We start from the raw sequence: 14,249 nt of genomic DNA, 5'->3' as shown, positions 1-14,249 counted from the left end.
GCCGGGAACGGATCGGCGGATCAATGCATCACGCGCGCGGTCGGCGCGGTGGTGGGCGCGGCCGCCGCCAGCTCGGGCGACAGGCGCGAGCCGCGCAGGCCGTACCAGACGATGTAGGCGTAGCACAGCAGCGGGATCACGAAGGCATGCTGGATGCCGATGGCGTCGGCCAGCGCGCCCTGCGCCAGCGGCACGATGGCGCCGCCGACGATGCCCATGATCAGCAGGCTGGAGGCCTTGCTGGTGAGCACGCCCAGGCGCTCGATGGCCACGGTGAAGATGGTCGGGAACATGATCGAGTTGAACAGGCCGATGGCGATCACGCTCCACATCGCCACATGGCCGGTGCTGAGCATGGTGGCGATCAGCAGCAGCGAGGCGATGCCGGCGAAGGTCGCCAGCAGCTTGCGTGCCGGGACGAACTGCAGCAGCGCCGCGCCGGCGAAGCGGCCGACCATCGCGCCGCCCCAGTAGAACGGCAGGTAGCCGCTGGCGTCGGCCTCGGTCAGGCCGCCGGTGGTGGGGCCGGAGATGTAGTTGATCAGGAAGCTGCCGATCGACACTTCCGCGCCCACGTACATGAAGATCGCCACCACGCCCCACAGCAGGTGCGGGTGGCGCAGCGCGTCGGCGAAGCTGTGATGCGACTCGGCACTGGAATCGCTGTCCTCGCGCAGCGACGGCACCCGCATCACCAGCACGAACACCGCCAGCAACAGCAGGCCGCCGGCCAGCATCAGGTAGGGGATTTCCACCGAGCGCGCCTGCTCGACGCGGTAGGCGGACAACTGCGCGGGATTCATCGCCGCCAGCTGGTCGGCGCCGAGTACCGCGCCCGCCAGGATCAGCGGGCCGATCAGCCACGGGAACACGGTGGTGCCCAGCGAGTTCAGCGCCTGCGCGAAGTTGAGCCGGCTCGGCGCCTTCTCCGGCGCGCCGATCAGGCTGATGTACGGGTTGGCCGCGACCTGCAGCAAGGTGATGCCGCTGGCCAGCACGAACAGCGCGGTCAGGAACAGTGGGTAGGAGGGCAGGCGCGCGGCCGGGTAGAACATCGCCGCGCCGATCGCCGCCACCACCAGGCCGATGACGATGCTGGCCTTGTAGCCGACCCGCGACACCACCGCACCGGCCGGTACCGACATCAGGAAGTACGCGCCGAAGAAGGTGAACTGGATCAGCATCGACTGCGCGTAGTTCATCTGGAACACGGCTTTCAGATGCGGGATCAACACGTCGTTGAGGCTGGTCAGGCCGCCCCAGGTGAAGAAGATCATGCTGACCACCGCGATGGCGGCGGTGTTGGACAGCGGGCGACGGCTCATGCAGCGACTCCGGGAACGGGCGAGAGGGCGACCTGGCTGCTGGCACGCAGGCACAGCCGGGCGGGGGCGATGGTAAGCGCAGGCAGCGCTTGCCGGTGGCGCAGCGCGTCCAGCACCAGGCGCGCGGCCTGCATGCCGCGCTCGCGCGGGGCGACGGCGACGGTGGACAGCGGCGGGGTGGCGACGGCGGCTTCGGGAATGTCGTCGAAGCCGATCAGCGCGTAGTCGCGGCCGGCCACGCGGCCGCGTTCGGCCAGGCCGCTGGCCAGGCCCAGCGCGACGACGTCGTTGTAGCAGACCAGCGCGGTCGGCAGCGGGTCGCGCGCGCACAGCGCGCCGGCCTGGCGCGCGGCTTCCAGCCGGGTCGGCGCGCATTCGATCAGCCACGCCGGGTCGACCGCGATGCCGGCGGCGGCCAGCGCCTCGCGGTAGCCGGCGCGGCGCTCGGCGCAGGAACTGGACTGGCGGTGGCCGCCGAAGAAGGCGATGGCGCGGTGGCCCTGCGCCAGCAGGTGTTCGGTGGCCAGGCGCGCGCCGCGGCGGTTGTCCAGCGCCAGCAGCGGCCAGTCGCCGTCCAGCGCGCGGTTGAACAGCAGTACCGGCAGGCGCGGTCCCAGCAGCTGGCGCAGCCGCGCCGCGTCGGTGTTCTCGGTGGGCGAGAGGATCATCGCCGCAGGGTGGTGCTCGATCAGCGAGGCCAGCACGGTCTGCTGGCGCTCCGGCGACTCGCCGGTGCTGCCCATCAGCATCACGTAGCCGGCCTCGGCCAGCGCCGCGTCCACGCCGCCGGCGAACTCGGCGAAGAACGGATTGGCCAGGTCGTTGACCACCAGCGCCACCGCATTGGACGCGCGGCCGCGCAGGCTGGCCGCGCCGCGGTGGTAGACGTAGCCCTGGCGGGCGATCTCCGCCGCCACCCGCGCGCGCGTGTCCGCGTGCACCAGCGGGCTGTTGCGCAACACCAGCGACACGGTCGCCCGCGACACGCCACAGGCGGCGGCGATGTCGGACACGGTGACGCGTTTGTCGGCAGGAGACGGCGCCACGGCGCATTAGACCGGTTCAAAAGGTCGCTCATCCTGCGCCGTCGTGATTCGATCCGCATTTTGCAGTGCAGCAAGGCATCGCAGCGGGTTTGTGCTATCGGTTTGGATCGATTCGATCTGGGGAGCCTGCCATGCGCAGCTCGAGGATGCTGGGCGCCGCCGCCGCACTGCTGCTGGCCGCGCTGTGGCCGACCGCGCCCGCCGTCGCGGCACCTGACGCCAAGGTGGGCGAGCGTGCGGTGGCGGCGGTGGATCCCTTCATCGGCACCGGCGGCGAGGGCCACACCTATCCCGGCGCCACGGTGCCGTTCGGCATGGTCCAGCTGAGCCCGGACACGCGCATCCAGCCGCGCAAGGACGCCTACGGCTGGGCGGCAGGCTACCGCTACGACGACCGCAGCCTGGTCGGCTTCTCGCATACGCATTTCTCCGGCACCGGCCACTCCGACCTGGGCGACGTGCTGCTGATGCCGATCAGCGGCACGGTGCGGCTGGAGCGCGGCGACCCGGACAAACCCGGCAGCGGCTACAGCGCGCGCTTCCGCCACGACGACGAGCGCGCCGAGCCGGGCTATTACGCAGTGACCCTGGACGACTACAAGGTCCGCGCCGAACTCACCGCCAGCGCCCGCGTCGGCGTGCATCGCTACACCTATCCGGCCGGCCAGCCGGCGCACGTGCTGCTGGACCTGCGCACCAGCCTGTACGACTACCCGGGCAAGATCAGCTGGTCGCGGCTGCGCCTGCGCGCCGACGGCACCGTCACCGGCTTCCGCGAGACCCGCGGCTGGGCGCCGGGGCGGCAGCTGTACTTCGCCCTGCGCTTCTCGCAGCCGCTGCGCGGCCACGCCTTCCACAACACCGAACAGGACATTCCCTACAAGGGCTTCCCGCCGCCGGGCGACAACGACCCCACCCAGCGCGCGCAGATCGAAGGCCGGCAGCTGGTGGGGTCGTTCGACTTCGGCAACGCATTGCGCGGGCCGCTGCTGGTCAAGGTGGCGATCTCGCCGGTCAGCGAGGACAGCGCCATCGCCAACCTCGACGCCGAAGTGCCGGGCTGGGATTTCGACGGCGTGCGCCGTGCCGCGCGTGCGCAATGGGCGCAGGCGCTGGGCGCGGTGGACGTCGACGCGCCGCCCACCCAGCGCACCCAGTTCTACACCGCGCTGTACCACAGCCTGCTCGGCCCGACCCTGTTCATGGACAGCGACGGCCGCTACCGCGGGCCGGACAACGCCGTGCACCAGGCGCAGGGCTACACCCACTATTCGACGTTCTCGCTGTGGGACACCTATCGTGCGCTGCACCCGCTGCTGACCATCGTGCAGCCGCCGCAGCGCACCAACGACATCGTCAACTCGCTGCTCGCGCACCAACGCGAAAGCCCTTACGGCGTGCTGCCGGTGTGGGCGTTCCACGGCCTGGAGACCTGGTGCATGATCGGCTACCACGCGGTGCCGGTGATCGCCGACGCGTACATGAAGGGCATTCGCGGCTACGACACCGACGCCGCGCTCAAGGCCATGGTGGCCAGCGCCGACTACGGGCCCTACGACGGCATCGCCCAGTATCGTGAGCTCGGCTACGTGCCGATCGACGAAGAAGGCGAGGCTGCCTCCAAGACCCTGGAGTACGCCTTCGACGACTGGACCATCGCGCAGATGGCGCAGGACATGGGTCGCACCGAGGTCGCCGCCACCTTCGCCAAGCGCGCCGCCAACTGGCGCAACGCCTTCGATCCGGACACCGGCTTCATGCGCGCGCGCAAGCGCGACGGCAGCTTCCGCACCCCGTTCGATCCGGACGCCAGCGGCTACGGCACCGACTACACCGAAGGCAACGCCTGGCAGTACTCCTGGTACGTGCCACAGGACGTGGCAGGCCTGGCGCGTGCGCATGGCGGCGACGACAAGTTGCTGGCGCGGCTGGACCAGGTGTTCGACGCCAAGGTCGATCCCAAGGTGTTCGCGCACATGGAGGACATCACCGGGCTGATCGGCTGGTATGCGCACGGCAACGAACCCAGCCACCACGTCGCCTATCTGTATGCCTACGCCGGGCAGCCGTGGCGTACCCAGGCGCGCCTGCAGCAGATCATGCGCAGCCAGTACGCGGCGCGTCCGGACGGCCTGGCCGGCAACGACGACATGGGGCAGATGTCGGCCTGGTACGTGTTCACCGCGCTGGGCTTCTACCCGGTGGCGCCGGCCAGCAACCAGTACATCCTCGGCCGCCCGTTCCTGCCGCGCGCCACGCTGGCGCTGCCCAACGGCAAGCGCTTCACGGTGATCGCCGACGGCCTGGACGATGCGCATCCCTATGTGGGCGGCGTCACCCTCAACGGGCGCCCGCTGAACCGCACGTTCCTGCGCCACGAGGAACTCATGGCCGGCGGCGAACTGCGCTTCACACTCCAGGCCACACCCAACACCGCCTGGGCGACAGCTGGCGCCGAGCGCCCCTATTCGATGAGCGAGTGAAGGGTACTCCACCTATTCCTGGAGATGTCCTGTAGGAGCGGCTTCAGCCGCGACGAGGCGTTCCCGGTCAAGCTCGGTCGCGGCTGAAGCCGCTCCTACAGGGCCAGCGGCATCCGGCCTGAGTGTGGTGGAAGCACGTTCAAAGGTGCTTCGAAGCCGCGCCGGCGCGCATCTGCGTTTGGATGATGGCCCAGCCCTCTGCGTCCGTTGCTGCAGATTCGGTGCGCGACTCACGCGGGAGCGTCAGCCTCGCGTGAATTTTTTGCTGCATCTAGCGGGGTGCGTGGCGGCGCGGAGCGTGCGCCGCCACATCCCGGCACAGCGCGTCGCATCACATGCACGCGCATTTAATGTCATCCACACATTCCATTTGCGGCGTTCGTGGTCTTGTGGCGCAGCTGCATCGCATCGCGCGGACCGGGTGCGCCGGCACCGTTGCGATCTCTGGAGCGCGACAGCGTGCAGGCCCATCCCGTTCCGGTGCCGTTGCCATGCGACGGCGCGATCCGCGTTGCCGGCAACGGCGCGCAGAGGCGACGTGTCCTTTCTCATTCGTCGAACGGGATCTTCCGAATGCATGTCTGCCTGCTGTCCCCCTTTCCCTCTCACGAAGCGGCCGCGCTGGACGCGGCCATGGCGGCAGCGCAGGCGCAGGGCTGCGATCACATCGTCCTTCCCAGTCCGTTCGCGCAGGATGCGCAGGGGCGCCTGCACGACCCCGCCGCCCACGACGCGGCCGGGCTGGCACAGCTGCGGCAATGGCTGCAACGCGCAGAACAGCATGGGTTGCGCGTGCTGCTGGATCTGCGCATCGACGAGATCGGCGGCGGCAGCGGTCTGCTGCAGGAACATCCGCACTGGTTCCGCGCCCGCAGCTCGACCCTGCCGGACCCACGCGCCGAACGCGCCGCGCCGGACATCGCCCAGGGCCGCTTCGCCTCCGCCGAGGAGGGTGCGGGCTTGGCAAAGTGGTGGAGTACGCGCCTGCTCGACTGGCTGCATGGCGGCGTGGCCGGTTTCCGTGTGCTGCAGCCGCAGCGCGTACCGGCTGCGCTGTGGCGCACGCTGATCGGCGAGGTCCATGCGCAGGCACCGCACGCGCGGCTGCTGGCATGGACGCCTGGGCTGGGCCTGGACGCCTTGCGCAGCCTGGCCGGTGCCGGCTTCGATGCCGCGTTCTCCTCGCTGGCCTGGTGGGACGGCCGCGGCGACTGGTTCTTCGACGAGGACAGCGCGCTGCGCGCGCTGGCGCGCCGCGTGGTCGCCACCGTCGATGCCGACGCGCCTGTCGCCTCCGCGCTGCCCCTGCCGCGCGCGCAGCGGCAGCGTCTAGCGGCCGCGTTCGGCGGCGCCTGGGCGATCGCTGCGCAGGACATCCTGACGGAGCACGCGCAGCCCGGGCACGCGCAGCACACGCTGTCCGAGAGCGACGGGTCCACGCCGGCAGCGCCGCTGCCCGATGCCAACACGACGCTGCGCTTGCGCCCGCTGCTGCGCGACGGCGCCCTGACCGCGGTGGCGGTGGAGCCGCTGGATGCCGCGCCGTGGCTGGTGCTGCTCAACAGCGATCGCGATCACCTGCTGCCGGTGCCCGGTCCGGCGCTGCTGCGCCTGCTCGGCGACAGCGAGGGCCTGCTCAGCGACCACGGCGAACCGATCCAGGGCGAGCAGGGCGGCACCCTGGAAGCGGGCGAAGTCCGTATCTATCGCAGCCTGCCGGCGCGCCCGGTGCTGACCGCGGCGCGCGCCCGCACCCCGGCCGAGGTTGCCGCCGGCGAGGCGCGGGTGTGCATCGAGTCGGTGACGCCCTCGGTGGACGACGGCCGGTTCCCGGTCAAGCGCACGGTCGGCGACCGGATCTGTGTGGAGGCCGATGCGTTCTGCGACGGCCACGATCGCATCGCCGTGGCGCTGCTGTGGCGCGCCGCCGATGCACGCACTTGGTCCAGCACGCCGATGCGCGCGCTCGGCAACGACCGCTGGCGTGGCGAGTTCCCGCTGCAGCGCTTGGGCCGCTACGAGTTCCGCATCGAGGCCTGGCGCGACGTCTACGCCACCACCCATGCCGACCTGGAAAAGAAGCGCGCCGCCGGTACGCTGCTGCCGGTGGACGTGCAGGAAGCGCTGGCCCAGGTCGAGGCCGCGCGCGGCCGCAGCCGCGGCGCGCTGGCCACCCGGCTGAAGGCCATCACCACGCGTATCGCCCGCACCAGCGACCTGGCCGAGAAAGCGCAACTGCTGCTCGAACCCGACACCGCCGAGGCGATGGCGCGCGCCGATGCCAAGCCGTTCCGCACCGAGTACCCGATGACCTTCCGGGTCGAGGCCGAACGCCGCGCCGCGCATTTCGCCAGCTGGTACGAACTGTTTCCGCGCTCGCAGAGCGGCGATCCGCAGCGTCACGGCACTTTCGACGACGTGATCGCGCGGCTGCCGCACATCCAGGCGATGGGTTTCGACGTGCTGTACATGCCGCCGATCCATCCCATCGGCGAGAAGAACCGCAAGGGCCGCAACAACGCGGTGAGCGCCGAGCCGGGCGAGCCTGGCAGCCCGTACGCGATCGGCTCGGCCGAGGGCGGGCATACCGAGGTGCATCCCGAGCTGGGCGGGCTGGAAGGGTTTCGCCGCCTGCGCGCGGCCGCGGCCGAGCACGGCCTGGAACTGGCGCTGGACTTCGCCATCCAGTGCGCGCCGGACCATCCCTGGTTGCGCGACCACCCAGACTGGTTCACCTGGCGCGCGGATGGCTCCATCCCGTACGCGGAAAACCCGCCGAAGAAGTACCAGGACATCGTCAACGTCGACTTCTACGCCAGCGGCGCGGTCCCCGCGCTGTGGAACGCGCTGCGCGATGCGGTGCTGTTCTGGGTCAACGAGGGCGTCACCTTGTTCCGCGTCGACAACCCGCACACCAAGCCGTTCCCGTTCTGGGAATGGCTGATCGCCGAGGTGCGTGGGCGTCATCCGGAGGTGGTGTTCCTGTCCGAGGCCTTTACCCGGCCCAAGCCGATGTACCGGCTGGCCAAGGTCGGCTTCTCGCAGTCCTACACCTACTTCACCTGGCGTCAGCACAAGGCCGAGCTGCAGGCCTACATCGAGGAACTCAACAGCGGCGTGCCCAGCGAATGCTTCCGCCCGCACTTCTTCGTCAACACCCCGGACATCAATCCGTTGTTCCTGCAGCATAGCGGGCGCAGCGGGCATCTGATCCGCGCCGCGCTGGCGACCACGCTGTCCGGGCTGTGGGGCATGTACCAAGGCTTCGAGCTGTGCGAGGCCACGCCGCTGCCGGGCAAGGAGGAATACCTCGACTCGGAGAAGTACCAGTTGCGCGTGTGGCCCGAGCGCGCGCCGGGCGACATCGTCGACGAGATCACCCGCCTCAACCTGCTGCGCCGCCAGCATCCGGAACTGCAGTCGCACCTGGGCACGCGTTTCTACACCGCCCACAACGACCAGGTGCTGTACTTCGGCAAGTTCCTCGACGCCGCACACCTGGCCCGTGGCCGCAGCCTGGTGCTGGTGGCGGTGAGCCTGGACCCGTACGCGCCGCAGAACGCGCAGATCGAAGTGCCGCTGTGGGAACTGGGCCTGCCCGATCACGCCAGCGTCGCCGTGCGCGACCTGTGGGACGGCCACGACTTCGCCTGGCACGGCAAGACCCAACACATCCGCCTCGATCCGTCGCGGCCGTTCGCCTTGTGGCGCATCCGCGCCGGAGCCACTGCATGAATGTCGCCGCGCCGTCGTCCCCCCAACTCGAGCCGCGCGCACCCGCCGGCGATGCGCGCTGGTACAAGGACGCGATCATCTACCAGGTGCACGTCAAGTCGTTCTTCGACTCCAACGACGACGGCATCGGCGACTTCCCCGGGCTGATCTCCAAGCTCGACTACATCGCCGACCTGGGCGTGGACACGATCTGGCTGCTGCCGTTCTATCCCAGCCCGCGCCGCGACGATGGCTACGACATCGCCGAGTACATGGCGGTGCATCCGGACTACGGCAGCATCGCCGACTTCCAGCGCTTCGTGGAGCAGGCGCACGCGCGCGGCATCCGCATCGTCACCGAACTGGTGATCAACCACACCTCCGACCAGCACCCCTGGTTCCAGCGTGCGCGCATGGCGCCGGCCGGCTCGCCGGAGCGCGCCTTCTACGTGTGGTCCGACAGCGATCAGGACTACGCCGGCACCCGCATCATCTTCTGCGATACCGAGAAGTCCAACTGGACCTGGGACCCGGAGGCCGGCCAATACTTCTGGCACCGCTTCTACTCGCATCAGCCGGACCTGAACTTCGACAACCCGGCGGTGCTGGAGGCTGTGCTGGAAGTGATGCGCTTCTGGCTGGACCTGGGCGTGGACGGGCTGCGTCTGGACGCGGTGCCGTACCTGATCGAGCGCGACGGCACCTCCAACGAGAACCTGCCCGAGACCCACGCCATCCTGCGCCGCATCCGCGCCACGCTCGATGCCGAATACCCGGACCGCATGCTGCTGGCCGAGGCCAACATGTGGCCGGAAGACACCCAGCAGTACTTCGGCGAGAACGCCGACGAATGCCATATGGCGTTCCACTTCCCGCTGATGCCGCGCATGTACATGGCGATCGCGCGCGAGGACCGCTTCCCGATCACCGACATCATGCGCCAGACCCCGGAGATCCCGGAGAGTTGCCAGTGGGCGATCTTCCTGCGCAACCACGACGAGTTGACCCTGGAGATGGTCACCGACTCCGAGCGCGACTACCTGTGGCAGACCTACGCCGCCGACCGCCGCGCGCGCATCAACCTCGGCATCCGCCGGCGCCTGGCGCCGCTGCTGGAGCGCGACCGCCGCCGCATCGAGCTGATGACCTCGCTGCTGCTGACCATGCCCGGCACGCCGGTGCTGTACTACGGCGACGAGATCGGCATGGGCGACAACATCCATCTCGGCGACCGCGACGGCGTGCGTACGCCGATGCAATGGTCGATCGACCGTAACGGCGGTTTCTCGCGCGCCGATCCCGCCGCGCTGGTGCTGCCGCCGATCATGGACCCGCTGTACGGCTTCCAGGCGGTGAACGTGGAGGCGCAGCAACGCGACCAGTATTCGCTGCTGACCTGGACCCGGCGCATCCTGTCGGTGCGCAAGCGCTACCGCGCCTTCGGCCGCGGCGCGCTGCGCTTCCTGTATCCCGGCAACCGCCGCATGCTCGCTTACCTGCGCTGCCACGAGGACGAGACCGTGCTGTGCGTGGCCAACCTCTCGCACACGCTGCAGGCGGTGGAACTGGACCTGTCCGAATTCGAGGGCCGGGTGCCGGTGGACATCCTCGGCGGCGGCAGCTTCCCGCCGATCGGGCGCCTGACCTATCTGCTCACTGTGCCGGCGTTCGGCTTCTACGCCTTCCAGCTGGTCGGCAATGCCACCCTGCCGGACTGGCACGTGCCGGCGCCGGTACCGCTGCCCGACTACCAGACCCTGGTGCTGCGCAGCACGGTCGACAGTGCCGGCCTGCAGCCGCATCTGCCGACGCTGGAGCGCGACATCCTGCCGGCGTGGCTGTCCACCCGGCGCTGGTTCGCGGCCAAGGATCGCGCCCTGCGCAGCGTACGCATTGCGCGGCGCACGCCCCTGTCCGGCGGCGACGGCCTGACCCTGCTGGAAATCGAGGCGGAACTGGACGACGGCGCGTACGAGCACTACATCTTGCCGCTGGGCATCGTGTGGGAGCGCGAGCAGCCGAGCGTGCTGGCCGAGCAACTGGCGCTGGCGCGCGTGCGCCATGGCCGTGAGGTCGGCTACCTCACCGACGCCTTCGCGCTGAAACCCTTCACCCTGAGCATGCTTGCCGCGCTGCGCGACCGCGCGGAGCTGCGCGTGGACGGCGAGGCCGGCAATGCCTCGGACGCCGAGCGCATCCGCTTCTGTCCGACGCCGGCGCTGCAGCGCGTGGACATTCCGAACGATCCGGAGATCCGCTGGCTATCGGCCGAGCAGAGCAACAGCTCGCTGATCGTCGGCGACACGGCGGTGTTCAAGTTGCTGCGGCGCGTGTCGGCCGGCATCAACCCGGAGATCGAGATCGGCGAACGCCTCACCGCGCTCGGCTACGCCAACGCCGCGCCGCTGCTGGGCCATGTGGCCCGTGTCGAGACCGACGGCAGCGAGACCACGCTCGCGCTGCTGCAGGGATTCGTGCGCAACCAGGGCGATGCCTGGCGCTGGACCCTGGATCACCTGTCGCGCAGCGCCGAGGAGTACGACGCCGCGCAGGACGATGCCGCGCGCCTGGAAATCGTGGCCAGCTACGACGCCTTTGCGGCGATCGTCGGGCGGCGCCTTGCGGAACTGCATGCCTTGCTGGCGCAGCCCACCGACGCGCCCGCGTTCGTGCCGCAGGCCGTGGACGCGGCCGCCGCGCAGCAGGTGGTGGACGGCGTGGTGCATGAGGTGCAGGCAATGTGGGACACGCTGCTGGCGCATCGCGAGGCCAACGACGATCCGGCCGAACACGCCGCAGTCGACAGCCTGCTGGCCGAGCGCGCGCGCCTGGACGCCTGGCTGCAGCAGGCGCCGTCGCTGTTGTCCGGCGCGCTGCTGACCCGCGTGCACGGCGACTTCCATCTCGGCCAGATCCTGGTCGCGTTCGACGACGTGGTGCTGATCGACTTCGAAGGCGAGCCGGCCAAGTCGCTGGACGAACGCCGCGCCAAGGCCAGCCCGCTGCACGACGTCGCCGGTTTCCTGCGCTCGCTCGACTACGCCAGCGAAGTCTCCGCCCGCGGCGAGGAAGGCACCGCCGCACGCGTGGGTGCCGGCCTGGACACCGCGCAGGAAGCATTCCTGGCCGCCTTCCGCAGTCGCGCCAGCGCCGCGTTCCTGGCCGCCTACTGCGGCGTGCTCGACGCCAGCCCGCATCCGTGGGTGGCGCCGGCCGCGTTCGAGGTCACCACCTTGCTGTTCCTGATCGAGAAGGCCTGCTATGAAATTCGCTACGAGGCCGCCAACCGCCCGGCATGGATCATGGTGCCCATACAGGGACTGTTGCGCATACTCGACCGCTTTCCCGCGCCCCAGGAGTCGATTCGATGAGTGATGCCGTCCACGTCTGGGACGACGCGACGCAACGCGCCTTCGCCACCGCGCGCCATGGTGACCCGTTCGCCGTGCTGGGCGTGCATCGCCTCGGCAACGCGCGGGTGCTGCGCAGTTACCAGCCGGGTGCCGATGCGGTGGTCGCGGTGCTGGAGGACGGCAGCGAAGTGCCGCTGCAGCAAGGACCGGAGGGCTTCTTCCATGCCGAGCTGCCGCACGAGGGCCGCTACCGCCTGCGCATCCGTTGGCCCGGCGGCGAGCAGGACACCGCCGACGCGTATGCGTTCGGCCCGCAGCTCAGCGATTTCGACCTGCACCTGATCGGCGAAGGCCATCACCTGCACCTGGCCGATGCGCTGGGCGCCAATGTGGTCGAGATCGACGGCGAGCAGGGCACCCGCTTCGCGGTGTGGGCACCCAATGCCTCGCGCGTGGCGGTGATCGGCGACTTCAACAGCTGGGACGCGCGCCGCCACCCGATGCGCCTGCGCCACCAGGCCGGCGTGTGGGAACTGTTCGTGCCTGGCGTCGAGCCCGGCGCGCGCTACAAGTTCGCCCTGCGCGGCCCGCGCGGCGAAGACCTGCCGGCCAAGGCCGACCCGGTCGCGCGCCAGGCGGAACTGGCGCCCGGCACCGCCTCCATCGTCGCCGACCCGGCACCGTTCCAGTGGCGCGACGACGCCTGGATGGCCACGCGCGCGCGCCGTCACGCCCCGCAGGCCCCGATCAGCGTGTACGAAGTGCATGCCGGCTCGTGGATGCACGCCGACGACGGCAGCCTGCTCGACTGGGACGCGCTGGCCGAACGGCTGATTCCCTACGTGGCCGACATGGGCTTCACCCACATCGAACTGCTGCCGGTCACCGAGCACCCATTCGGCGGCTCCTGGGGCTACCAGCCGCTGGGCCTGTTCGCGCCCACCGCGCGCTTCGGCAGCCCGGAAGGCTTCGCCCGCTTCGTCGATCGCTGCCACCGCGAGGACATCGGCGTCATCGTCGACTGGGTGCCGGCGCACTTCCCCACCGACGCGCATGGCCTGGCCCACTTCGACGGCACCGCGTTGTACGAACACGCCGACCCGCGCGAAGGCTTCCACCGCGACTGGAATACCCTCATCTACAACCACGGCCGTCGCGAAGTGTCCGGCTTCCTGATCGCCAGCGCGCTGGAATTCCTGCAGCGCTACCACGTCGACGGCCTGCGCGTGGACGCCGTCGCCTCCATGCTCTACCGCGACTACAGCCGCAACGCCGGCGAGTGGGTGCCCAACATCCACGGCGGCCGCGAGAACTACGAGACCATCGCCTTCCTGCGCCGGCTCAACCAAGTGGTGGCCGACCAGGCCCCCGGCGCCATGACCATCGCCGAAGAATCCACCGCCTGGCCCGGCGTCACCGCCGACCTCGCCCATGGCGGCCTGGGTTTCAACTACAAGTGGAACATGGGCTGGATGCACGACAGCCTGCACTACATCGAACTGGACCCGATCTACCGCCGCTACCACCACGGCGAGATGACCTTCAGCATGGTCTACGCGTATTCCGAGCGCTTCATGCTGCCCATCTCCCACGACGAAGTGGTGCACGGCAAGCGCTCCCTGCTCGGGCGCATGCCTGGCGACGACTGGCAACGCTTCGCCAACCTGCGCGCCTACCTCGGCTACATGTACACCCACCCCGGGCGCAAGTTGCTGTTCATGGGCTGCGAAATCGCCCAGCCCACCGAGTGGAACCACGACGCCGCGCTGCCCTGGCACCTGCTCGACCAGCCGAATCACCGCGGCATCCAGCGCCTGGTGCGCGACCTCAACCGCCTCTACGCCGAACACCCCGCGCTGCACGCCCGCGACGACACCCCCGACGGCTTCGCCTGGGTCATCGGCGACGACGCCGGCAACAGCCTGTTCGCCTACCTGCGCACCGCCCAGGGCAGCGACGCCCCACTGCTGGTGGTGGCCAACCTCACCCCGCAGGTCCATCACGGCTACCGCATCGGCGTGCCCCGCGGCGGCCGCTGGCGCGAACTGCTGAACTCCGACGCGGAGATCTACGGCGGCAGCAACACCGGCAACGGCGGCAGCGTGCGTGCCGAGACCATCGGCGCGCATGGGCATCCGGCCTCGCTGGCGCTGACCATCCCGCCGCTGGGCGTGCTGGTGTTGGGCTCGGAGGATTGAGGGGAGGGCGCTTGCGTGGCTAGCGGCGTCGCATCGGCCACCGATGCTGCGCTGTTGTGGAAAAAGCAGGCTGTTGTGGGAGGGACTTCAGTCCCGACGGGCTTTCCCGGCTCACCATCAGAGCTGACGC

General features: G+C 69.9%; 6 protein-coding genes. 4 read left to right on the top strand and 2 right to left on the bottom strand.

The window, feature by feature from the left end; all coding sequences use genetic code 11:
- Positions 1–20: 20 nt before the first annotated feature.
- Both GGR66_RS03920 and GGR66_RS03915 read right to left on the bottom strand, forming a co-directional pair.
- Positions 21–1,325, bottom strand: coding sequence for a sugar MFS transporter (locus GGR66_RS03920; protein WP_160965980.1), 1,305 nt, complete (start codon positions 1,323–1,325; stop codon positions 21–23).
- Positions 1,322–2,371 carry a LacI family DNA-binding transcriptional regulator gene (locus GGR66_RS03915; RefSeq protein ID WP_184447278.1) on the bottom strand — a complete coding sequence of 350 codons (1,050 nt, stop codon included), beginning with the start codon at positions 2,369–2,371 and terminating at the stop codon, positions 1,322–1,324. Before GGR66_RS03915 ends, GGR66_RS03920 begins: the two co-directional genes overlap by 4 nt.
- Before the next feature lie 131 nt (positions 2,372–2,502).
- On the opposite strand from GGR66_RS03915, the gene GGR66_RS03910 reads away from it, so the two are divergent.
- The 4 genes from GGR66_RS03910 (at position 2,503) to glgB (ending at position 14,119) form a co-directional block, all read left to right on the top strand.
- On the top strand, positions 2,503–4,854 hold the full coding sequence (locus GGR66_RS03910) for a GH92 family glycosyl hydrolase (protein WP_184447277.1): 2,352 nt from the start codon (positions 2,503–2,505) through the stop codon (positions 4,852–4,854).
- 633 nt (positions 4,855–5,487) lie between these two features.
- Positions 5,488–8,589: a maltotransferase domain-containing protein gene (locus tag GGR66_RS03905; RefSeq protein WP_255421591.1), complete on the top strand. Its 3,102-nt coding sequence runs from the start codon at positions 5,488–5,490 to the stop codon at positions 8,587–8,589.
- On the top strand, positions 8,586–11,939 hold the full coding sequence (gene treS, locus GGR66_RS03900) for a maltose alpha-D-glucosyltransferase (protein WP_184447275.1): 3,354 nt from the start codon (positions 8,586–8,588) through the stop codon (positions 11,937–11,939). The genes GGR66_RS03905 and treS overlap by 4 nt, the downstream gene beginning before the upstream one ends.
- Positions 11,936–14,119 carry a 1,4-alpha-glucan branching protein GlgB gene (gene glgB / locus GGR66_RS03895; protein WP_184447274.1) on the top strand — a complete coding sequence of 728 codons (2,184 nt, stop codon included), beginning with the start codon at positions 11,936–11,938 and terminating at the stop codon, positions 14,117–14,119. Before treS ends, glgB begins: the two co-directional genes overlap by 4 nt.
- Positions 14,120–14,249: the final 130 nt, after the last annotated feature.

Source organism: Xanthomonas sp. 3498, assembly GCF_014199795.1.
GTDB classification, from domain to species: Bacteria; Pseudomonadota; Gammaproteobacteria; order Xanthomonadales; family Xanthomonadaceae; genus Xanthomonas_A; species Xanthomonas_A rydalmerensis.
Note: the sequence above shows the minus strand (reverse complement) of the source record. Positions and strands in the feature narration are given on the sequence as shown.

Bases quoted from the DNA above. Each gene is read 5' to 3' on its own strand.
- GGR66_RS03920 (WP_160965980.1), bottom strand. From the start codon at position 1,325: ATGAGCCGTCGCCCGCTGTCCAACACCGCCGCCATCGCGGTGGTCAGC.
- GGR66_RS03910 (WP_184447277.1), top strand. From the start codon at position 2,503: ATGCGCAGCTCGAGGATGCTGGGCGCCGCCGCCGCACTGCTGCTGGCC.
- GGR66_RS03905 (WP_255421591.1), top strand. From the start codon at position 5,488: ATGGCGGCAGCGCAGGCGCAGGGCTGCGATCACATCGTCCTTCCCAGT.
- treS (WP_184447275.1), top strand. From the start codon at position 8,586: ATGAATGTCGCCGCGCCGTCGTCCCCCCAACTCGAGCCGCGCGCACCC.
- glgB (WP_184447274.1), top strand. From the start codon at position 11,936: ATGAGTGATGCCGTCCACGTCTGGGACGACGCGACGCAACGCGCCTTC.